This is a genomic window from Actinomadura viridis (assembly GCF_015751755.1).
In the GTDB taxonomy this organism is placed as follows: Bacteria; Actinomycetota; Actinomycetes; order Streptosporangiales; family Streptosporangiaceae; genus Spirillospora; species Spirillospora viridis.
This window is the reverse complement of record NZ_JADOUA010000001.1, coordinates 186,880-208,771: the sequence shown is the minus strand read 5'-3', so window position 1 is coordinate 208,771 and position 21,892 is coordinate 186,880. Positions and strand designations below refer to the sequence as shown.

15 protein-coding genes are annotated in these 21,892 nt (G+C 68.1%); 7 read left to right on the top strand and 8 right to left on the bottom strand.

Features of this window, described 5'->3' with window-relative positions:
• Positions 1–30 precede the first annotated feature (30 nt).
• The gene (locus IW256_RS00840; RefSeq protein WP_197009112.1) at positions 31–3,411 is read left to right on the top strand and encodes a tetratricopeptide repeat protein; all 3,381 of its coding nucleotides are present in this window, start codon (positions 31–33) and stop codon (positions 3,409–3,411) included.
• A 510-nt stretch (positions 3,412–3,921) separates the two neighbouring features.
• Here the strand turns inward: IW256_RS00840 and IW256_RS00835 are convergent.
• The 5 genes from IW256_RS00835 to IW256_RS00815 all read right to left on the bottom strand — a co-directional run bounded on the left by IW256_RS00835 (position 3,922) and on the right by IW256_RS00815 (position 9,864).
• Positions 3,922–4,314: a hypothetical protein gene (locus IW256_RS00835; RefSeq protein ID WP_197009111.1), complete on the bottom strand. Its 393-nt coding sequence runs from the start codon at positions 4,312–4,314 to the stop codon at positions 3,922–3,924.
• An 85-nt stretch (positions 4,315–4,399) separates the two neighbouring features.
• Positions 4,400–5,263, bottom strand: coding sequence for an IS3 family transposase (locus tag IW256_RS00830; RefSeq protein ID WP_231404162.1), 864 nt, complete (start codon positions 5,261–5,263; stop codon positions 4,400–4,402).
• An 8-nt stretch (positions 5,264–5,271) separates the two neighbouring features.
• Positions 5,272–5,559 carry a transposase gene (locus IW256_RS00825; RefSeq protein ID WP_197009110.1) on the bottom strand — a complete coding sequence of 96 codons (288 nt, stop codon included), beginning with the start codon at positions 5,557–5,559 and terminating at the stop codon, positions 5,272–5,274.
• A gap of 483 nt (positions 5,560–6,042) precedes the next feature.
• A complete protein-coding gene (locus tag IW256_RS00820; protein ID WP_197009109.1) occupies positions 6,043–8,685 on the bottom strand; it encodes a DUF4132 domain-containing protein in 2,643 nt (880 codons plus the stop codon).
• Between the two features lie 372 nt (positions 8,686–9,057).
• The gene (locus tag IW256_RS00815; protein ID WP_197009108.1) at positions 9,058–9,864 is read right to left on the bottom strand and encodes a hypothetical protein; all 807 of its coding nucleotides are present in this window, start codon (positions 9,862–9,864) and stop codon (positions 9,058–9,060) included.
• Positions 9,865–10,304: 440 nt separating this feature from the next.
• On the opposite strand from IW256_RS00815, the gene IW256_RS00810 reads away from it, so the two are divergent.
• From IW256_RS00810 to IW256_RS00795, 4 genes are all read left to right on the top strand, one after another.
• Entirely contained in the window at positions 10,305–11,069 is a 765-nt protein-coding gene (locus IW256_RS00810; protein WP_197009107.1) for a WD40 repeat domain-containing protein, read from the top strand.
• Positions 11,070–11,599: 530 nt separating this feature from the next.
• Positions 11,600–11,971 (top strand): hypothetical protein, encoded by a 372-nt coding sequence (locus IW256_RS00805; protein ID WP_197009106.1) that lies wholly within the window; start codon positions 11,600–11,602, stop codon positions 11,969–11,971.
• Between the two features lie 15 nt (positions 11,972–11,986).
• Positions 11,987–14,197 carry an McrB family protein gene (locus IW256_RS42605; RefSeq protein ID WP_197009105.1) on the top strand — a complete coding sequence of 737 codons (2,211 nt, stop codon included), beginning with the start codon at positions 11,987–11,989 and terminating at the stop codon, positions 14,195–14,197.
• Positions 14,197–15,471 (top strand): McrC family protein, encoded by a 1,275-nt coding sequence (locus IW256_RS00795; protein ID WP_197009104.1) that lies wholly within the window; start codon positions 14,197–14,199, stop codon positions 15,469–15,471. The genes IW256_RS42605 and IW256_RS00795 overlap by 1 nt, the downstream gene beginning before the upstream one ends.
• A 222-nt stretch (positions 15,472–15,693) precedes the next feature.
• Here the strand turns inward: IW256_RS00795 and IW256_RS00790 are convergent, their stop codons facing one another.
• The gene (locus IW256_RS00790; protein ID WP_197009103.1) at positions 15,694–16,080 is read right to left on the bottom strand and encodes a DUF3592 domain-containing protein; all 387 of its coding nucleotides are present in this window, start codon (positions 16,078–16,080) and stop codon (positions 15,694–15,696) included.
• Between the two features lie 703 nt (positions 16,081–16,783).
• Here IW256_RS00790 and IW256_RS00785 point away from each other — a divergent pair.
• A complete protein-coding gene (locus IW256_RS00785) occupies positions 16,784–18,487 on the top strand; it encodes a protein kinase domain-containing protein (protein WP_197009102.1) in 1,704 nt (567 codons plus the stop codon).
• A 125-nt stretch (positions 18,488–18,612) separates the two neighbouring features.
• Here the strand turns inward: IW256_RS00785 and IW256_RS00780 are convergent, their stop codons facing one another.
• The gene (locus IW256_RS00780; protein ID WP_197009101.1) at positions 18,613–19,608 is read right to left on the bottom strand and encodes an aldo/keto reductase; all 996 of its coding nucleotides are present in this window, start codon (positions 19,606–19,608) and stop codon (positions 18,613–18,615) included.
• 137 nt (positions 19,609–19,745) lie between these two features.
• Between IW256_RS00780 and IW256_RS00775 the strand changes: the two genes are divergently transcribed.
• Entirely contained in the window at positions 19,746–20,606 is an 861-nt protein-coding gene (locus tag IW256_RS00775; RefSeq protein WP_197009100.1) for a helix-turn-helix transcriptional regulator, read from the top strand.
• 304 nt (positions 20,607–20,910) lie between these two features.
• Here IW256_RS00775 and IW256_RS00770 read toward each other — a convergent pair whose 3' ends face one another.
• Complete coding sequence (locus tag IW256_RS00770; protein WP_197009099.1) at positions 20,911–21,753, bottom strand: alpha/beta fold hydrolase; 843 nt, start codon at positions 21,751–21,753, stop codon at positions 20,911–20,913.
• Positions 21,754–21,892: the final 139 nt, after the last annotated feature.

The following is a 21,892-nucleotide window of genomic DNA, read 5'->3' as shown; positions in this document are numbered from 1 at the left end:
GAAGGCGTTGACGACTGGGGGACGACTGCGGTGAGGATCACGCACCGGGTGGTGGATGTGCTCCACGGATCCAGATTCGGGTCCGGTTTCCTGGTCACCGATCGACTCGTACTCACAGCCAAGCACGTTGTCAGTCCTGGGGAGGACGCCTACGTGCGTACTCTCTCCAATGGACGTCAACTGCGGGTCGAGCTCGTGTGGTGGGGGTCTGACGTCGACGCCGCGTTGTTGCGGATCATCGACTCAATCTGGGTTCCGCCCGAGGGACTCGCCCCCGTCCGTTGGGGTCGTCTCATCACGATGAAGTACTCGGTTCCATGCGAAGCGATCGGTTTTCCGTGGTCTCAGGAGCAACCGGATGGCAGACGCGACACCGAGCACCTGCGCGGGGAAATCAACCTGGGGACCGGACTTCTTGACGGCCGTTACCAGATCTCTGTGTCCAGCGGTGCGCCGGACACGCCCGCGGTAGGCCTGGCCTGGGCTGGAATGTCCGGCGCCGCGGTGGTCTCTGGCGAGCATGTTGTTGGACTGATCGCCGACGAGACACCTAGGTTCGCACGCGACAGGCTAACCGCCGAACCCGTCACGCGGCTCCTGCCGGACGAAGGCTTCCGCGAGCTGTGGTCGGAAGAGACAGGCATGCCTCCGGTCGCCGAGTCAGTCGAACTCGCTGACTTGGGAACGCCTCACCGCCGGCCGAGTCGAAAGAGCTCCCCCGCGTCGTTGTTGCGGGCCGAAGCTGAGGTGGTGCGGTTCCGGGGTCGATCCGGCGAACTCGAGACCCTTCTTGGATGGTGTGAAGGGGTAGGGCCGGGGATGCAGTTGCTCACCGGGCCGGGCGGACGAGGAAAGACCCGGCTGGCTCGCGAGCTGGCATCTCAGCTCCGCGCCCAAGGCTGGGAAACCATCTGGCTCCGGCAACGGGCGATCGATTCCTACGAGCCTCTCCGCGACAACGAGGAGCCGGTGCTTGTCGTGATCGACTATGCCGAGACGCGAACGGAGCAGCTCCGTAATGTTGTCTTGGCTGCAGTGGCGCATAGCGGACCAGCGCTTCGGATCCTGGCTCTTGCTCGGTCGGAAGGCGAATGGTGGCAACAGCTCAGGGAGGATCTCGCCCCGGACGCAGGCATGTTCCTGGACGAGGTTCGTGTATCCCGGCTATCGGCCCTCGAGGAGACTGTGGAGGGGCGCCACGATGCCTTCCAGGACGCTCTCTCCGATCTCAGAGATGCGCTCCCGAGCAAGCACCGGCCCGCAAAGTCTTTGCCGCCGCCCAGTGACCTATCCCATCCCAGGTACAAGTCACCGCTCACACTGCAGATCGCCGCCTTGGCCACCTTGTTGCAAGTGACGCAGCCGGTTGATCTACCCCCGTCTTCCCCCTACGAAGAGGTCCTACTCGAACACGAGCGACGCTACTGGATGACCGCTGCGTCACCCTATGGGGTCACCGTCCACCGGGAGACGCTCGACCTCGCCATTGCAGCAGCCACCTTGTTCGGTGCGGCGAGCCGAAAGGAGGCCCTCGCCCTACTCACCTCTGTCCCAGGCCTATCCGATCAGCCGCATGATATGCGTCTCCGCGCCGCCAGCTGGTGGCGCGACCTCTATCCCTCGGTGGATGACCAGCAATGGGGCGGCCTGGAGCCCGACCTTCTGGGTGAGCATCACATCGCTCGCGTGCTGCGTCGGGACTCAGGCGTGCTGGGCTCACTCTTCACGTCCGCCTCGGCCGAGCAAGCCCAGCATGCAATTACAGTCCTCTCCCGTACGTCGGCCCACCAAGATGACGTAGGAGAGCTCCTTCCACCGCTGCTGCTTGAGTTCCACCACCTTGCCCCACTCGCCATCCCCATCGTCGCCCAGAGCGAGGACCCAGCCGCCCTGGTGCGGGCGCTTACCGAGTTCATTAGATCCCCGGCCCCACCCACTGACGCCCTAAGGGCGGTGGCAACAGCGATCCCCGATCACACTCAACGACTTGCCGAACTGGCGGTCGAAGTCTGGATCGACCTCGCGAGAGCCTTGGACGAAGTCGAAGAAAAATCTCCGTCCCACATGGAGGCTCTCGCGACGGCGAGGAACAATCTCGCCAACCGCCTGGCAGCCATCGGGCTCTACGAAGACGCCGCAGTGGTCGCTGGCCGTGCACTCGAGGAGCTCAATGCCCTATCCGATGCTCTGCCAGGTGGAGCTCGAGACCTCCGCGCACACGTCCTGCACAACCTTGCTGCACACCTTAACGAGGCTGGCCAGCCCCGCGATGCCCTCCAGGCCCACGCCGAGGCGATCGAGGAGTACCGGGCAATGGCCCAGCACGATGCGAGCGCTCATCTTCCCGACCTCGCCATGGCGCTCAATTCGTACGCGATCAGTCTTGCCCAACTCAACTGCGGCGATGAAGCGCTAGCTGCGTGTCAGGAAGCGGTTGCTATCCATCGCACCATCGAGGCCTCTGATCCCGGTACCCACCTTGATGGCCTCGCCTATGCACTTAACACACTGGGCGCCCGCCTGAGCGAGAACGGACTTCACGACCATGCCGTTGCCGTCGGGGAAGAGGCCGTGATGGTCGCTCGGCGGCTCTCGGAGCACGACCGAGATTCCCATGTGTACTTGCTCGCAACGACGCTGAACAATTACTCGGCCCATCTCCGGCGCGCTGGTCGTGACTCTCTCGGGGCGGCAGCTGAGGCGGTCCATCTCTACCGCACGCTGGCCGAGAGCAATCCTCGCGGCAACCTTCCCCGTGTGGCAGGTGCCCTGGCCAACCTCGCCGGGCATCTCGGCAGCGTCGGCAGGCATCAGGAGGCCCTGCGGTCTCTTCAGGAGGCCATAGAGATCTACGAGCAGCTTCCCGATGACGTTCGTAAAGGATTCCTCCCCCGAGAGGCTCAGACACTCAGCAATCTCGGAAACCGGTTGGCAGCCCTCCACCGTCCCGAGAAGGCGGCAGAGGCTTGTCGGCGGGCAGTAGAGCTGATGATTGCTCTCGCCGCCGACTCGGCGGTGCACCTCGCTGACCTCGCCAGGTGTCGCGCGAACTATGCCGCCCGCCTTGCCACCCTCGGGCAATTCCACGACGCGGTCCGGGAAGCGACCGACGCGGTCCAAATCTATCGAGAGCTTGCCGATCTGCAGCCGGGACGCTACGAGCGCGAGTTCAGCGGAATGCTCGCGACCTTAGGCTCAGTTCAGGTCATGACCGAGGACTACCATGCTGCGGCCAGAACGCTTGCTGAGGCCATTCTCCGCGCTCCCGAGGACGGCCCTGACCAGAACATCGACCTGGCGATCAACGCGCTGCGTCGGGCACATGCCCACGCACCTGCCGAGACGCGGACCGGCTGGCAGGCAGTGACCGGCATGTCTTTCCCGGAGGGGCTCGGCGACGAACGCCCCTGAGACCTCCACGTGATCCCAGCCCTCGTTCAACGAGACAGCGTGCCAGGTGCGTGTGACTGCCGAGTACTGCGTCACTAGATTCGAGTTGCGGGTTCGGTGGGCACCGCCGACGGCTCGACGGGCACGTCCTGGGAGCCCATGTTCGCTCGTTGTTCGCTCGGGGGCACCGACACGCGACGGTGGGCGGCGACACGGAACGGTACGCAAGTGGTGCTGGATGCGGACGAGGTGGTAGCGTTGAATAGTGAGAGTACTGATCTGATACAAGAGCAGAGGACTCTTAATCCGCGGGTTCGGGGTTCAAGTCCCTGACGGCGCACCCGTCCTGACCTGGGCATTCGCGATTATGTCGTGAATGCCCATCGGCGTTTATGGGCCCTTTGTCCACCCGCGCTGCTCCATGTTCGCTCGCCAGACACCACCCCAGACACCAGCCGCGTCTATGGCCGTACCGACAGCCCTTTTCCGGCACCTTTCACGGCCAGTGTTCTACACAAGCGGCCCGCGTCATCAAAGGCGCCCACTGCTACCCCCGGCAGAGACTGGGTGTCGGATGCCCACCTCCTGTTCGTCCGGAACCGGTTGAGCCCTCGGACCGGCCGTCCCTCGCAGGCAGGAAACCGTGGTAATGGTCGCGGCAGCGATGAGTACGGCTGCGCCAACGGCGGCCTGCTGGGGCCCCATCACGCTGGTGAGCGGGCCTGCTGCCAGGACCGCGGCGGGGGTGAAGGCGAAGCCGCCCAGGACGCTCCATGATCCGCCCACAAAGGGACGCAGTCGCTTCACCTGCCGCTGCAACACCGCCACCTGATGCCGCAACACCAGAATCTCAGCGTCCTTGGACGCATCCGACCGGGCCAGCAGCATCAACCAGCCGAACACCCACACCACCACGAGATACACCAGACGTAAGCCATAACCACCCACAGGGCCCCGCACTCGTGGAGTGAGGTTCCCCCGGTAGCACGGACAGCTGGGGTGAGATGGGTCAGGTGGTCGTGGTCGAGGCGCGGTGTCGCTCCTCGTAGTTCACCGGACTCAGCATTCCGAGGCTGGAATGCCTTCTGAACGGGTTATACCAGCACTCGATCCATTCAAACACCGCGGCTGCGAGTTCGGCTCTTGTTTGCCATTTTCTGATGTCGAGGAGTTCGAGCTGCATCGAGCCCCAGAATGACTCCATCATGGCATTGTCGTAGCAGTCACCGACCGTGCCCATCGAGCCGAGGAGTCCTGCGGCCCGAAGGCGCTTCCCGAACGTCCAGGAAGTGAACTGGGCGGCATGGTCTGAATGCAGGATCGTGGCGTCTTTGGCGGGTCTTCTGCGGGCGACAGCGGCGGCCATCGCATCGACCACGAGTTTGGTGGTCTGGCGGATGTCGATGGAATGGCCGATGATGCGGCGGGAGAAGCAGTCCAGCACGGCCGCGCAGTACAGCTTTCCCTCGCCGGTCGGATGCTCGGTGATGTCGGTGACCCACAGCACGTCGGGCGCCTGGACGTCGAAGGCCCGCTTGACCAGGTCCTCCTCGGTCGGCTCGTTGACCAGGTTCCGGCGTCCCTTGCGCCGGTAGATCCCCTGGATCCCGGCTTCGCGCATCAGCCGCTCGACCCGTTTGCGGCTCACCTGCTCGCCCCGTCCGAGCGTCAGCTCGGCGTGCACCCTCGGCGAGCCGTAGCTCCGGCGTGACTCCTCATGGATTTCTCTGATCATTTTCACCAGCTCGGCGTTGCGTTGCTCCCGGATGGAGGCGGGCCTGCCGAGCCAGTCGCTGTAACCGGACCGGGAAACTCCTAACACTCGGCAGGCCACCGCGACGGGGATGTCGTTCTCGGCAAGTTCACGGACCAGCGAGTACCTTATTTTGGGAGCATGTTCTCGCGAGCGAAGTAGGCCGCCGCCCGCTTGAGGATCTCGTTCTCCAACTCCAGTTGCCTGGCTTTTCGGCGCAGCTCGATCAGCTCTTTGTGCTCGCCGGCGTTCAGGCCGTCAAGGTGACCCTCTTCGATGTCGGCCTGGCGGATCCAGTTCCTCAGGCACGACTGGCTGATACCCAGGCTCCTGGCCAGCGCGGTGACCGACTTGTCGCCGGTCCGGGCCAGCTCGACGGCGCGTCGCCGGAACTCAGGCGGATGAGGTGGTGGCACGGGACACTTCCTTCCCAAGTTGATCAAGGTCAACTCAGATGAGGTGTCCGTGGAACCGGGGGAAGCTCAGAGCCCGTGGCCGGACAACGCAGACGAGCAGGCGCTTCGCAGGTCAAGCTCGATGACCCAGTTCTCGGCACCGACACTTTACCGAGAGATCGGTACGGCTCACTTCGACACCTACCTCCCCCACTGGCCCCTCGACGCACCCACAGCCCGGCATGCCCTGGACCTCCTGGTCAACATCGCCCGCCTGCTAATTCGCACGCGTGATGCTAACGGGGCCCACCATCTCCTCAACGCCCTCTTCCATGCGGTCAGAGCCCCGGCGACGCCGTGATCGACGGCCGCTCCGTCTCCTTCGACCACCTCACCAAGACGGAGGAAGACCACCGCACGCTCTGCCAATGGTTGTGGACAGTCCTGCTCGCCGACGGCACCCGCGCCCTGACCAGCGCCGGCCGGTGGCAAGAGGCCCTCGCCTCACGGCTCGGCGATCGCGTGCAGGGTGAGGAGGAGTTCGGAGGCGGTCACCGCATCCAGGTCGCCGAAGGTCGCCCCCTTGATTCTTACGGCCATGAGTGTCTGGGTTTCGGTGTGGCCTGGGTTCCAGGCCGGGATGCCTGGGCTGAGCTCGATGGTGAGCGTGGGGCCTTGTGGGACGGTGAAGGTGAGCCCCGGTTGCATGCCCCCGTCCTGCGCGGCGGCGCGGACCCAGCCCTGGCGTTCCAGACCCAGCGCCTTGCCCGGCGGGATGGTGCGCCCTGCGAACCGTTTCAGCTCACGGGCGTCGCGCTCGTCTTCGCCGAAGGCGTAGGTGGGACGGCCGAGCTGCGGGAACGGCTGCAGGATCTCGTAGTCGGCGAACGTGCCGGCCCAGGTCTCCAGGTCGTCGCCCAGGTGCACCGGATGGGCGATCCGCACGGTTCCGGACGCCGAGAGTGTCAGGGCCTCGTCGTCACGGCCGGCCGGGGTGCGATCCTCGGCGAGCCGGAACACCGTGGTCGCGCCGCCGCCGTCGCCGTCGTCGTTGTGTGACCAGACCAGCCGTCGCGTGATGTGCCACATGAGCGGGTGGTGGACGAGGAGCTGGTGAAATTCGCCGATGTCCCAGTGGCGCCCTTGCACCATGGCACCCTCCATGCGCCGGATCTGCTCGCCGGCCAGCGCGCGGACGTCCTTCTTCAACCCGGTGAACGCGCGGTGGGCGGCGGGTGCGAGTTCGGGGTCGTCCTTGGCGCCTGGCTTGGGGAGGCTTTTGCGCAGCTTGCCGTTCTCGTCGAACACCTGGGGTGCGAGCTGCTCGTCGAAGCCCACCTGGAAGCGGCGCGGCCCGTAGTCGAGGGTCATGCCGCCGTCGCCGTCCAGCCCGAAGTCGGGGACGAGACGGTCGGCGAGCTGTTCCGACGTCAGACCGCGCTCCCGGGCGAGCTGGTCGAGCAGTTTGCGCGCCCGCTTCTTGACGCCCTTGGCCTTGGCCTTTGCGGTGACCATGCTCAGCTGCATCAGCGCGACGTCCGAACCCATCGAGGCCAGCACGGCCAGCGCGTTCAGTGCCTGTCTGTAGCCCTCGTAGAAGGTCGCGGCCCGGGCCATGGCGCCGAGCCGGCGCGCCGTTTCCGCGTCACCGGTCCAGCGGAGCTGGGACAGCGGCCAGCCGTTGTCCTCCACTTCGGTGGAGTTCCGCCATCGGTCGAAAAGCGCCCAGCCCCACTCGGCCAGCGAGCCGGGGTCGCACGCTTCCAGCGCGGTCCGGAACGGCGCGGCCGGTGCGCGGCGCGGGCCCGTCTTGGACAGCGCGCCGAGTAGCCGGGCGGTCGCCTCCGCCGGCAGGGCCCGATCACGGCCGCGCAGCAGCAGTTGTGGCAGGAACGCAGGCGCCGCCCAGGCCGACGGGTCCTGCGCAGGCCCGGAGGCCAATGCCTTGGGCAGATCGCTCAAGGCGGCCTCGGGCACCCTGGCGCGTCCCGTCGCGTCGATGGCCGAGCGGACCTGGACGGGCAGGTCTGCGGTATCCAGCTCGGGCCAGGTGCGTAGATGCTCACCGAGCAGGACGGCCACCGACCGGGCCCGCTTGGTGTCGCCCACGGCGAGCGGCGCCAGCAGGCGCAGCGCACGCCTGGGGAAGCGCTCCAACATCGTCGCCAGGACGGACCGGACATCGGCCTGGTCGAACCGATCGACCACGAGCCCGAACGCCTCGTCGGTGGGGAGCACGGCGAGCCCGTCGATGTACGGCTTGCGGGCCTTCACCTCGGATTCGGCGTCCAGGCCATTCGCCAGGATGGGCGCGATGGCCGGGCCGACGCCCTCGATCATCGTGGCGACCATCCCCGGCAGGAACCCCAAGTCGCGCTCCCAGGGCTCGTAGGGAGGGTGCAGATCGAGATTCGCGATCTGATCTGCGGCCCCGACCGCACACCACAACAGCCTCGTGGCATGGCTCGATGACTCGTGCAGCCGCAGGCATTCCTGCACCCAGTCGTGCCTCGTGGGGACCAGATAGGACACCACGAGCTTCTGCGTCGGGTTCTGCCGATGGTTCGCCAGGGACTCCACGGCCTCCGCGTAGTCGTCCTCGCAGGCGGTGGCGAGCAGAGCGCGCATCCGGCGACCGGGAGCGCCCAGCGCCCAGTCCGCGCGGTCACCGTAGAAATCGCGGTTGCGGCCGTACTGGAGCTGATACCGGTCGCTCGTCCTCCTCATGGCGGTGACCTGGTCGACCTCCGCGGACGCGCGGGCGGCGAAAGCGAGGCCGTGCTCGACGACCCACGCGTCGATCCAGACGTCGCGAGACGTGAGCGACCGCGCCCCGCCGAGGATCACCGCCGCCTCGATCTGCGCGATCGCCGCCGCGCCCTTGGGGTCGGGCTTGCCCTGCAAGTAAGCCCAGGCCGCCATGAGAAGCTCCGCGTCGACGTCCCGCGAGGCGCCGTGCGTGAGGGCACCGAGAACCCGTTCGATGTCAGGCCGGACAGCGTCCAACCGCTGCCGCAACCGCTCCCGCGCGGACGGATCGAGCACGACCTCACCCGCCGGCGCCACCCCGCCGCGACGGGGAAGGATCTCCGCACGCCACGACTCCGGAATCACCAGCGCATCCTCATCGGGGAGTCGATCGCTCATGACCGACACCGTAGAGGCCCCCTCCGACAGCCGAAGGCCGGGACCGAGCCGGAAACGGGCGTTGGGTGTCCCGCCCGGCTTCTCCTAGAGACGGAACCAGTTCTGCAGCGTGATCGTGGCGAGGGTCTGGTTCTCGTCCTTGATGACCACGCCTCTACGGCCTCGATGGCCTGGTGCATGCCCTCGTTGTAGCACTGGTCACACTGGCGAGGCCGACACCAAGCACGCGCCCGCCACTGCCACTACCAACGACAACGACGCCTCATCGCTGGCATGGGCCCGCGTGGTCATCCGGGTCGACCCGACCACGCCCGCTCCGCCGACCTGACGAAGCCCCGCAGACGGCCCGCCGCGTGCGTCGGCTCGTGACCGTCACCCGGGGAAGTCGTCGGGATTCACCTCCGAGGTGCGCGCGTTCCCGCCGACGACCTCCTGAAGCGTGATCCTCCATGTGCTGTACCGAATCTGGGTGGCTGTCCGGGTGGTGGTGTATTCGAGCGGATCCTCGAACTTCTGGAAGGCGCAGTCGCGGCCGAACGCCTTGGCGGCACCGTCCCAGTCGGTGCCGCCGGTGAAGAACACCGTGTACGCGCCGTCCGGCACACCGTTGACCGTGTGCTTCTTACCGTGCCGGACGAAGACCGACAGCATCGGCTTGCCGCCCTTGCCGAGCGTCACCAGCGCATCGTCCGAGCCGCCGCTATTGTCGATGGTGAGCCGCCCGTTGCCACCACCGCCCCTCGACCGAATGAGCGCCCCGTTGGACGGGCGCGACCCCGGCTTCTGGCCGACGGACGGCAGCGTGAGCGCCCGCCGCTCGCCCGGCAGCTTGGCCTGCACCGCCGCCATTGCGGAACGGAGCGCGCCCGTCCCGTCCGCGTCGCCGAGCTTGGCCCGGACCGTCGCCCCGGTGCACAGGTGCCGCGAGCCGACCTCACCGCCCAGGCCGCCGACCACGCTCTCGAAACGCCCGAGGGCACTGACGAGACTCGTGTGCTCCCCGGCGGCCTCGGCAGGCGGGGTGACCGAACGGAGCTTGGCGGCGGCCTGGGTCACGGCGGCCTTGACGTCGTCGACGCGCCCCTGCAGGCCCTTGTACGCCTTGGCCTTCGCCAGGTCTGCCAGCTCGGTCTCCAGCGGATCGATGGCGCTCTTCAGCGTGGCGCCGTACTGATCCATCGCTACCGGCGTCGGCGTCCCTGCCGCCGCCCGCGAGGCCGGTGTCGTCCCGCCGCCGCTCGCGCCCGAGTCACCCGCGCACGCGCTCAAGCACAGCGCACCCGACACCGTCACGGCGACGCCCGCCGCCCTCCGCCACTTCATCACAGTTGTACCCTGGGCCCCGTCCGATCGGGGTTCAACGCGAATATTCACAGACGGCCTGAAGCGGACAATCAACCGGCCACCAGGCTGCCAGCCGGCGACCAGGGGGAGCGGCCGCTCTCGTGCTCGCGCCGCCGGACGACGTAGGTGCCGGACCCGTACCCAGAGGCGCCGTGCTCGGGTGCATCAGGTAGACGACGGTCTTGGCCTCGAAGACGCCGATCGCCAGGGTCTCGCGGTCGAATTCCTTGGCGGTCCAGCGGCACGTCCCGGGTTCCGCGACGAGCATGTGCGGCTTGCCCCAGCGGCAAGTCGCCTTCAGCCCGGACGGGACGAGGCTCCTGGTCTCCGGCGAGAACGGCCGGATCCGGCTCTGGGACGTCGCCACCCGCAGCCCGGTGGGACCGCCGCTCAACCAGCAGCCGGTGTACGGCGAGAAGGTCGCGTTCAGCCCCGATGGAAGGCTCGTCGCGGCCACGGACCTGGACGACTCGGTACGGCTGTGGGATCCGGTGCCGCTCCGGCAGCTCGGCCGTTCGATTCCCGCCAGGTCCGATATCCGGTTCAGCCCGGACGGCACGATGCTGGCCGCCCCCGGTCCGGCGCTCCGGCCCGGTTCCAAGACCGCCGACCGTGCCGTCCGGATCTGGGATGCGGCCACCCAACAGGCGATCGGCCGTCCCCTGTACCCGGATGACGTCCCGGACGCCGTGTTCACCGAGGTGGGATTCGCCCCGGACGGGAAGCGGCTCGCCACATCAGGCAACGATGCGGTGCGGTTGTGGGAGACGTCCACACAACGCGAGATCGGCCCACCCGTACTCGCCGGCAAGCACCGCTGGCGGGCGACCTTCAGTCCCGACCTGCGGTCGCTTGCCATCAAGACGGAGGACTCCCTCGTCTTCTGGGACGTCGCGCAGCGGCGTGAATCCCGATTAAGGATCACGATTCCCGAGCACACCGGCTCCATCACGGCGCTCTCCTTCAGCCCCGACTGGAGGACCTGCTGGTCGTGGGCCGGTCCGGGGCGGGTAAGACCGTCCTCGCGATCGAGCTGGTAATGCAGCTGGTCGAGCCCTTCCTCGCCGGCCCGCCGGCCGGTGACCGGTGGTGGTCCCGGTACGGCTGAACGCGGCCCGGTGGAGGTCCGGGAAGGGGTTCGAGCCCTGGCTGGCCGAGCAGCTCGTGCAGAACCACGGGCTATCGGACCGGGACGCGGCGCGGTTGGTGCGCGACCGCCGCGTCCTGCCCGTCATGGACGGCCTCGACGAGCTCGATTCGGCTCGTACCTGCGAACCCGCTGGCCGGACGGGCACGCGTGCGACGCGCACCGCGACGGTGTCCTCGCGGCCCTGTCCGGCGCCGCGGGAGAGGCCGTCCACACCGCGTTGGCGACTCCGTGGCGGCTGCTGCTGACCGCGACCGCCGTGGAGTCCGGAGCCGCCCCGGACGAACTGCTCCACGCCGACCCGGACGCCGATCCGCGCTCGGAGGCCGGGCGATCGCCCGCAAACTCCTGGACGCCTATGTCCCCGCGGCGGCCAGGCTCACCCCGCGCAGCGGGCACGTCGCCGGATACAGCCCCGAGCAGGTGCGCATCTGGCTCGTCCGCCACGCCGCCCACCTGCGCCGGCAGGCCCACTCGGCGGACCGCTCCCCGCCCGGCCTGACGGCGACCGACCTCGTCCCCCACCTGTTATGGCCGATCGGCGGACGCCGCCGAGTCCGGCTGCTGCACGGCCTGTGCTGCCTGGTCCTCGCGGTCACCGCCATGGCGGCCTTCTGGGTGGGATCGGGGATCGACCGCGCCGGCGATCTGCTCGACGGGCCGGCTCCGGGCCAGGTCTTCACGCTGGCGTTGATGGCGGGCTGGGTGGCCATCGCCACCGTCCTGTCGCTGTCGCCCTGGCCGGCCGCCGCCGGCGGACGGACCAACGTCCCCCGTTCCAGGCCGCCTTCGTGACGCGGGCCCGAGGACGTGCTCGGCCGCCCGCTCGTGATCCTGACGGAGAGGCGTGGCCTGATCCGGCCGGTTCGGTTTGCCCAGTACGGGGAGAGACTGTTCGGCGACCGTCCGCTACAGAACGGAGGCTCGCCGATGTACACGCCGCCTGTCGCGCTCTCCGAGGCCCTCGCCACATTCGACCGGGCCTCCTGCGCTGAACGGGTCGCCGCCGCCGCCGACGAGATCGCAGGAGTGGTGGCCGACTTTCCGCTGGAGAGCTGGCCTTCCCTGCCGCTCGACCGCTACGCCCTTGGGACGGAGGTCTCAGCGGATTCCTTCTGCCATCGGATGGAGTTCGGCACCCCGGCCTTGAGCAGCATGCGAGGTGGACACGCCGGCAAGCACATCATCTACCGGCGCCTGAGCGATGGGTCCTGGTCGTTCCCCGACCAGTACGCGGACGTGCAGGAAGCGTGGGAGAAGGTCCGGAGCGGGTTCGTCGAGGCCTTCGACCGAGCCCGTGAAGGGCGCCTGACCGACATCGACACCATTGCCGCGCTGCGCGGAGGCCCTGCCATCACCGCCAAGGCGATCTCGTGTTACTTCCCCGGCTCGATCGTGCCGGTCAACAGCCGGGATCATGTTCGAGCCTTCATCGAAGGCATCTCGGGTGAGAGCGCTTCATCGCTGGAAGCCTTCGCCGCACACGAACGGCTGAAGCAGCTCATCGGGGCCGACGAGCGGTTCCAGGGCTGGGAACCGTACGAGATCTCGACATTCCTCTACTGGTGGGCCGACCCGCGTCCGCGCACGCCCACGATCCTGAAGGTGGCGCCCGGCGAGGATGCCCGGTTCTGGGACGACTGCCGGTCGGGCGGTTATATCTGCATCGGCTGGGACGAGATCGGCGATCTCACGAGCTTCGCCGCCGAAGGGGACTACCGCGAGGCCTTCAACGATGTCTTCCTCGACAGCATGTACGAGGGCAACAAGAGCAAGACATCGGCCAAGGCGAACGAGTTGTGGCGGGTGTTCCAGCTCCAGCCGGGCGACCTGGTCGTGGCCAACAAGGGCATCAAGGAGGTCCTCGCGGTCGGCACTGTGACCCAGGACGGCTACGTGTGGCGTCCGGAACGGCCGGAGTACAAGCACACGGTCTCGGTGAAGTGGGACACCGCTTACGCGCAGACGCTTCGCGTACCGCAGAAGTCCTGGAGCACGGTCACGGTAGCCAAAGTCCAGCCGGCCTTGTGGAAGATCATCCAGGACGGTGCGGCGCGGCCGCCGATCGTCCCCGCCGAACCGCTGTTCGAGCAGATCGCCGGACTGCTCGCACGCAAGGGACAGGTCGTCCTGTACGGGCCACCGGGGACCGGCAAGACCTATTCGGCCCTGCGCTTCGCGCTGTGGTGGCTCGCCACGCGAGTGCCCGAGCTGAAACTCGACCCGGTCGCCGAGTACGGCACTCAAGAATTCCTGGACTCCCTGGGCGCGCTCTCAGAAGCCGGGTATCTGGCCCAGGTGACCTTCCACCCGGCGTACGGCTACGAGGACTTCATCGAGGGTTTCCGTCCCGGCGAAGCCACGGACGGCGGGCTGCGACTGGCCCTGCGAAACGGAATCTTCATGGATGTCTGTGAGGCCGCCGCAGCCGATCCCGGCCGTCCCCGCCTGCTGCTGATCGACGAGATCAACCGGGGCGACATCCCGAAGATCCTCGGCGAGCTGATCACGTTGCTGGAGCCGGACAAGCGCGGCCTGCGCGTCACGCTGCCGACCGGACGCCGCTTCTCCGTCCCGCCGAACGTCCACATCCTGGGGACGATGAACACCGCCGACCGCAGTATCCGGCTCCTCGACTCCGCACTGCGTCGCCGGTTCGCGTTCCACGAACTGCTCCCGGACGCCGAAGTGCTCGACGGGCAGATGGCCGGCGACATGGACCTCGGGCTGCTGCTCCGCGAGCTGAACCGGCGTGTGGTCGCCGAACTCGGCCGAGAAAGGCAGATCGGGCATTCGTTCTTCCTGCCCGGCGGCAAACCGGTGGACAGCGAGACCGACCTCGCCACGGTGATCCGCACCGAGGTGCTGCCGCTGCTCCAGGAGTACACATACGACGACTACTCGAAGCTCACCCAGTTCCTCGGAGGCAAGATCATTCGCGGGCACGCCGTCGCGGACCTGGGCGACGAGGAACTGGTCAAGGCGCTCTCCGCCGAACTGCGCGCCGGGGCGGGCGGCTGATGCGGCCCATCGAAGTCGACGAACACAAGCGCAGGATCGAGCCGAACCTGGAGCCTGGCCCGGCCGACCTGGAAGCCACCGGCTCGCCGGACCTGGCGAAGCGGATCACGTTGCGGTGGCTGCGCGGCAACGTGCTCGACATCAAGGCCGGCTCGCATATCGGTGTCGTGAATCTGGACTGTGTCTGCATCCGCGTCCGGCCGAAGCTCGCGGGATCGGAACTCGGCGTGCTCCAGATGCTCGACTACGCGTCCGGAGTCGAATCCCTGCGCGACATCGGGCTTCTCCAGCAACTCGGTGAAGGGCTCGACCTGCGGGACCTCGTCTGCCTCCTGCTGAACCAGGAATGCGACAGGCTGCTCCAGCACGGGCTGCGGCGCGACTACCTGCGCAGAGAGGAAGCCCTGCCGGTCGTGCGCGGCCGGCTCCTCGCGGACCGGCAGGTACTGCACCGCTTCGGCCGGCTCGACCGGCTCGAATGCCGCTACGACGAACGAAGCGGCGACATTGACGACAACCGGCTCTGCGCCGCCGCGCTATGGCTCGCGGCCCGTACGGCTCGGGCGTCCGCCGTCAGGGAGCATGCTCGCCGCCTTGCCGCCCAGTTCACGGCGCACTGCGGCACCGTGGGATTCGACGCGCGGGCGACGGTCGAACGCCTCACCTACCATCGGGCCAACGAGCACTACCGGAACGCGCACCGCTGGGCGGCGATGCTCATCGGGCACAAGGCGTTCGGCAACCTCTACACCACTTCCGGCATCACGACTCCCGCCTTCATGATCGATATGAACGGGCTGTTCGAGGACTTCGTCGTCCGCCTGCTGAGAGACGCCGTCGCAGGAACGGACATCTCCGTTCGCCGGCAGGACACGCTGAGGTCGGCCATCACCAAAGCCGACGGGCGCGCCTATACGAGGATCACGCCCGACCTCCAGCTCGTCCGAGGCCACGGCCCGGGCACATGGCGCTGCTCCGTCGATGCGAAGTACAAGCTCTACACCGACAGGCGGCTGAGCACCGCGGACCTCTACCAGAGCTTCGCCTACGCGCATGCGCTGAGCAGCTCGTCCGACACCACTCCCCCGACCGCCTACCTCTTGTACGCCGCCGACCACGATCGGCCGCCGGAGACAGTGACCCTGCACCGCCGCGACCGCGCCGCGTCCGCGCGTGTGACCTCCATGCCCATCAACGTGCGAGCCATCCTCGCCGCCCTCGCGGCCGGCGATCCGCCACCGTTGCAGATCCCGTTTCACGCACTGGGCAGGTGATCACGATCTAGAACTCGATCATGACAAGCGTGAACTCGTCGCCGGCCGAAGCGGGCTGCTCGTCAAGGGCCGGGGACCGATCACCAGGCGGACGCATTGGGCGAGATCCCCTTCTCAGAGCGGATCCGCGTGACGCCCGCGGAGGCCAGGGGTCGAGCCGGGTGTATTGATCTGGGCAGTCGGGCGGAACGCGGGCCGGTCAGTTCGCTCCGACCATTCGGGTTAAGCGAACACGCCGGCCACCGCGAAGCCGAGGAATCCCGATCCCAGGAGCAGGAGAATCCAGTTTTCCAGCAGCGACCTCACCATGCTCCATCGGGTGAAAATGAGCATGACCTCCGGCTTGTGCGCCAGGTGCACCACTGGCACTTCTTGCCCCAGCTGCATCATTTTGTCCATGCGCACGATCGGCTTGCAGGCGACCCGGTTCCCGTGCTGGTCCTCAAAGGCGATGATCGGTGCCCACCGTGTTCCCGACTCGGCTCTGGTCTCCGCGTTGTCGACCACTACACCGGACGTGCGTATGCCGCGTCGCCATAGCCAGAACACGTGCACGACGTCCCGCAGATAGGCCACGAGGCAACCTGTTCCGACGATCCCGGTGATCACGACAGGGATCAATGTGTCCCACACTCTGCCCCCTCCGCCTCACGGCTCTCGAAGAATTAGGACGTCGGCGGGTACCCTGCGGTTCGCGTCCCGAGGCGCCCCGACGGCCAGCACCGGTGCTTCCTTAACGTTCCTCAGGTTCTGAGCGTGGGGTTCTAATACGTGGGCGGGACACATTTATGGTGCGGGCGACCGTGTCATCACCGGGGCATGCCGGGCAAAGGGTGCCATGGCAGCCGATATCGACTGTTATCACCGAGTATGGTGTGAAGCGGCCAGCGCGAGGGCTGACCGGGCATTCTGGGACCACCCCGTTGACATCAGAGGCGTCGAGACGGGCATGCGCGTCTTCGTCACAGGAGCGTCCGAGCTCATCGGCCGCGCGGTCATCGCCAAGCCCCACCGGAGCGACTTGGACTCCATCCGCCCCGACGCCGCCTCGGCGCCCGCTGGATCGCTCGAACATGGCGTGGGACACCGACCCGAGTCCCGAGCCTTACGCTCATCCGACGCCGGCCAGCACAGATTCACCGTGTCCGCGGCTCAGAGCCATATTTGAATGATCTTCGGCGATGGTCGCCGTGCCCCTCGTCAGGAGATATCGCTGAGGCAGATCGCTGATCAACGTACGGGACCACAAAACGATCAGTAGGTTGGTTCTGTGGCTGATAACGGTGGATCACGAGTGCTTGCTGATCGGTACGTGCTGCTGGATCGCCTCGGCAGTGGAGGCATGGGAACCGTGTGGCGCGCGAGCGACCGGCTCCTGAACCGCACCGTTGCCATAAAAGAGATGCATCTTCTGGCCACGGGTGAGGAACTCGCCAAGCAAGCGGCCCGGGTGCGCCGGGAAGCACACACGATCGCTCGGATATCCCACCCGAACGTCGTCAACGTCTACGACCTCGTGAACCAGGACGAGCGGTTGTGGCTGGTGATGGAGCTCGTGGACGGGCCCTCGTTGAAGGAACATGTCGCCACGACCGGCCCGATGAGTCCCTCCGCCGTCGCCGGGATCGGTCTGCAACTCCTGTCCGCTCTGGAGGCCGTGCACGCCGCCGGTGCGCTGCACAGGGACATCAAACCGGGCAATGTCCTGCTGCGCCACGACGGCCGAGTGGTCCTCTGCGACTTCGGCATCGCGGCGCTGTCCGGAGCCGATTCGCTCACCAGAACCGGCGCGGTGGTGGGTTCATTCGGGTACATCGCCCCGGAACGGCTGAGTCACCAGCCTGCGGGACCGCCCAGCGACCTTTTCTCGCTCGGTGTCACCCTGTGCGTGCTGCTGTCCGGCCGTTCCCCGTTCGCCCGTCCGGAAGCCGTTGGCATCCTGAACGCCGTCCTCCGGGAGGACCCGGAGATCCCGGCCGCCGCGGGACGGCTGCGTCCCCCGCTCGAAGCGCTGCTGCGAAAGAACCCGGCCGACCGTCCTTCCATCGCGGAGGCCCGCGAGATGCTGCGGCCCCTCGTCACGACGGCGCCGGGCGCGCACGATCCTTCGAAGGGTGGACGCAAGGTCGGCGCCGTTCCGCGCCGCGGCCTGCTCGGCTTGGCGGCGCTCTCGGCCGTTCTCCTGCTCGCCGCCGTCGTCACCACGGGTGCGCTGGTGAGCCGCTCGAGAGACAAAGCCGATGCAGCGGGGACGGGGGGTTCCCCGAAACCGTCCACCGGCCACGGCTCCACGGCCGCCACACACCCGACACGCACCGATGCGGTCATGCCGGTTCCGGACGACCCGGATCTCAAGGCCCCGCGCGATTACTGGATGTTCTCCGGTGACCGCTACATCCGGGCCCTCATGTCGACCTCGGGCTACCCGGTGCATCAGCTCATGACGGCTTCCTCACCGCTCCAAGCATGGGACGACACGTTCAAGAACCTGCCGGGGTTCCGGAACAAGATAGACGCGACGCTGCGCGTTCCGGGTTCGCGGAACGAGTATTGGGTCTTCTCCGGAAGCCAGTACATCCGAATGCGGGTCGCCAACGCCGACCAGGCGTACGACGACGCACTGGTGGCGGGTCCGAGACCGCTCAGCGACTGGGAGAGCGCCTTCGGAGATCTTCCGGACGACGGTATCGACGCTGTGATGCCGACGCCGGACGACCGGGAACAGTACTGGGTTTTCGCAGGTGACCAGTACGTACGAATCAGGCTGGACGGCGAAGGGCCCGGCGGCGAGATCTCCCAGGGGCCCTCGAAACTTGACGCGTGGTCCGGCACCCTCAACAAGTTCCCCGCGTTCAGGCAGGGGATCGACGCGGCGTTGCCCGTACCGGGCGAGCAGAACGACTACTGGATGTTCTCCGGCACTCAGTACATGAAGATCCGCGTGACGGATGACGCCTACGAGGACACGGTGCTCGAGGGCCCCAAGCCCCTCCGCAGCTGGGCCGCCCTCGACTGACCGTTCCAGGCCCGGGAGGTGGCGCGGCACCTCTGTGACGCGCGTCGCGCGCTTCTCGAGTCGCTCCAGGGTGCCGGTTTCCCGGCGGGGCCCGCGCCGGCACGGGTCCCGCCGGAGAGCCGGGCTCAGTTGCCCACGCCGAGGCCGGACATGAACGCGGCCGGGTACCGGTCGCCGCGGGCCGCGCCCCGCGGCACCGCCTTCCCGATCTCGGCGAGGTCGTCGGCGGTGAGGTTCAGCTCCATCGCGGGCAGCGCCTCGGCCAGCCGCTCGCGGGTGCGGGCGCCGACCAGCGGCACGATGTCGGCGCCCTGTGCGGCCACCCAGGCGATGGCCAGCTGGGCGACGGTGCACCCCTTGGCCTCGGCGACCCGTCGCAGCGCCTCCACCAGGGCGAGGTTGTGTTCCACGTTCCCGCTGCCGAATCGCGGGTGGAAACCGCGGCCGTCGCCGGGGCCGGCGGTGTGGCCGGCGTTCCAGTGTCCGGAGATGAGGCCGCGGCCGAGGACGCCATAGGCGGTCAGGCCGATGCCGAGTTCCCGTAGTGCGGGCAGCACGTCCGCCTCCACCGCGCGGGAGATCAGCGAGTACTCGATCTGCAGGTCGGCGACCGGGTGCACGGCGTGCGCCCGGCGGATCGTCGCCGCATCGACCTCCGACAGGCCCAGGTGCCGCACGTACCCCGCGTCGATCATCTCCTTGATCGCACCCACCGTGTCCTCGATCGGCACCGCCGGGTCCAGCCGCGCGGGACGGTAGATGTCGATGTGGTCGGTGCCCAGCCGGGTCAGCGAGTAGGCCAGGAAGTTCTTCACCGCCTCGGGACGGCCGTCCTGCCCGCCGAACCGGGGGCCCGGCCCCCGCAGCATGCCGAACTTGACGCTCAGCACGTAGCTGTCGCGATCCCGGCCGCGCAGCGCCTCGGCCAGCAGCAACTCGTTGTGGCCCATGCCGTAGAAGTCGCCGGTGTCGATCAGTGTGACGCCGCCCTCCAGCGCGGCGTGCACGGTGGCGATGCTCTCGGCACGGTCGGCCACCCCGTAAGCGCCCGACATGCCCATCGCGCCCAGACCCAGTGCGGAGGTGACCGGTCCGGTACGGCCCAAGGTTCGTCTCTGCATCACATTCTCCTCGTTCTCGATGTCTCCTCGATGTCATCTCCGACCCTGCGCCCGCGCCGGAACGCGTGGAAGCGGAGCGTTCATCGTGGGAGAGCCGCTCCCTGGATGGGCGCGGGGCCGCGAGGGACCATGGGGCCATGCAACGTGACCAGCTCGCCGACTTCCTGCGCCGCCGCCGCGAGGCGATCCGCCCGGCCGAGGTGGGCCTCGCCGGTGGCCCGCGCCGCCGTACCACCGGCCTGCGCCGGGAAGAGGTGGCGATGCTCGCCGGCATGTCGGTGGACTATGTCGTGCGCCTGGAACAGGGCCGCAGCAGTCAGCCCTCGGTCCAGCTGCTCGGTGCGCTGGCCCGGGCTTTGCGCCTGTCCGAGGACGAGCGCGATCACCTGTTCCACCTGGCCGGCCACCGTCCGCCGCCCGCCGACGGGGTGGCCCGCCTGGCCCGCGCCGGTCTGATGCGCATGCTCGACCTGCTCGGTCGCACCCCGGCCCTGGTGCTGTCGGACCTGGGTGAGGTCCTGGCTCAGAACCGGGCGGCCGTTCTGCTGATGGGCGACCACACCGGCTTTTCCGGCGACCGGCGCTACGTCGTGTATCGGTGGTTCACCGATCCGGCCGCCCGGGCCGTCTGCCCGCCCGAGGAGCAGGGGCATCACGGCCGCCAGCTCGTGGCCGACCTGCGCGCGGCCGCCGGCCGCCGGTCCGGGGACCCCACGGTCACCGGACTCATCGACCGGTTACGGTCCTCCAGCGCCGACTTCCGCCGCCTCTGGACCGAGCACGAGGTCGCGGTCCGGCGCGCCGACCGCAAGACCATCCTGCATCCGCGGGTGGGCCGGATACTGATGGACTGCGAGACCCTGGTCACTCCCGACCAGGGGCAGCAGTTGCTGGTGCTCACCCCGGCCGACGCCGAGGCCCGCGAACGGCTGGAGCTGCTGCGGGTCCTCGGCATCGAGGAGTTCCCCACGGGGGCACCGGGCACGCCCGCACGGTGAAGTGGCCGACCACCGGCAACGGCCAGGTACCTGGCGGTCCGGCGGTCCGGCGGTCCGGTCTGCGTAGCGGCCGTGTCGGTGCCGGGGACGACGAGCGTCTGGGCCCGTGCCGACGACGCCGGCCTTCTCGCGGTCGCGGTTCACCCGCAGGTCGCCGAACCGGCGACGGCTCGCCGACCGGCGGCAGCTCCCGAACCGGGCGGCACGACCTCCATGCCGATCGGCCCGCGGAGCCCGCGAGTGGTCCGCTCGACCCCTTGGTGGGCTTCGGTTTTCGGCCGCGTTGGCGAAGTCCGCCTTCGTGTCAGCCAAGGGAGGTGACGATGCCGGCCACCTCGTCGGGTATCGAGAGGAATGGCGAGTGGGAGGCGTCGAGCGCGATGACGGACGTCGGGTTGTCCGGGAAGGCCGCGTCGGCCTCGGCGACGAACCTCGCCTGCAGGGCCGGCCCGATCGCCACGTCCTTCGTACAGGTGAGGTACGTGCGCCGCACCGATCCCCAGCCGTCGCGGGTCAGGGTAGTGGTGCCGAGCATGATGCCGATCGGACCGTCGGGCGTCAGCAGGCCGGTGGCGGCATCGGCCAGGACCGGGTCCACGTCTCCATAGAACGCCTCGTGAAGCCGCTGCCGGTAGGCCGCGTCGTCCGTGGCGAAGTCCAGCCGCAGCGCGCCTATCTGGGCCGGGTCGCCCCGCAGCAATGGCGCGACCTGATCAGCGGCGGCCTCGGGCATCCGCGTGTAGGCCGCGGCCGACACGTCGGATGCCGGCATGTACGCAGAAAGGTACGCCGCGTGCGCGATCAGTTCGGGTGTCTGCTGGGCCACTCGCGTCAGTACGGGGCCGGCCGCGCTATGGGCGACCACCGTAACCGGCTCGCCACCGCCGATCCGCTCGACCTGTGAAGTCAGCAACTCGGCCGCATCGTCGAGACTCACGTCCGCGACGGGTGAAACCTCCGTGCCGACCGCCTCGGGGGTGTACGGCTGTTCGGTGAACCATCGGGGACGGCGGGCGTACAGCCCGTGCCCTGCCATGTCCACCGCAACGGCCAGGCGACCGGTGGCCACCACACGGGGGATGACTTCGCTCCAGCACCAGGAGCCGTGCCAGAAACCGTGAACGAATACCAGCGTGGAGGCGGACATCAATTCTCCCTGATGGCATCTACGTCAAGGCCGGAGGTGGTTGGACGCGGGCGTGCGCGGTCGATCACGTCCCCAGTGTCGTGCCCCCGCACCGGCACAGCCAGGTACAAGTAGTCCCTGGCTAAGTCGGGCTGTTGGG

Coding starts and splice junctions, on each gene's coding strand:
- IW256_RS00775 (WP_197009100.1), top strand. CDS start 19,746: ATGCAACGTGACCAGCTCGCCGACTTCCTGCGCCGCCGCCGCGAGGCG.
- IW256_RS00815 (WP_197009108.1), bottom strand. CDS start 9,864: ATGGATCAGTACGGCGCCACGCTGAAGAGCGCCATCGATCCGCTGGAG.
- IW256_RS00795 (WP_197009104.1), top strand. CDS start 14,197: ATGCGGCCCATCGAAGTCGACGAACACAAGCGCAGGATCGAGCCGAAC.
- IW256_RS00770 (WP_197009099.1), bottom strand. CDS start 21,753: ATGTCCGCCTCCACGCTGGTATTCGTTCACGGTTTCTGGCACGGCTCC.
- IW256_RS00820 (WP_197009109.1), bottom strand. CDS start 8,685: ATGAGCGATCGACTCCCCGATGAGGATGCGCTGGTGATTCCGGAGTCG.
- IW256_RS00780 (WP_197009101.1), bottom strand. CDS start 19,608: ATGCAGAGACGAACCTTGGGCCGTACCGGACCGGTCACCTCCGCACTG.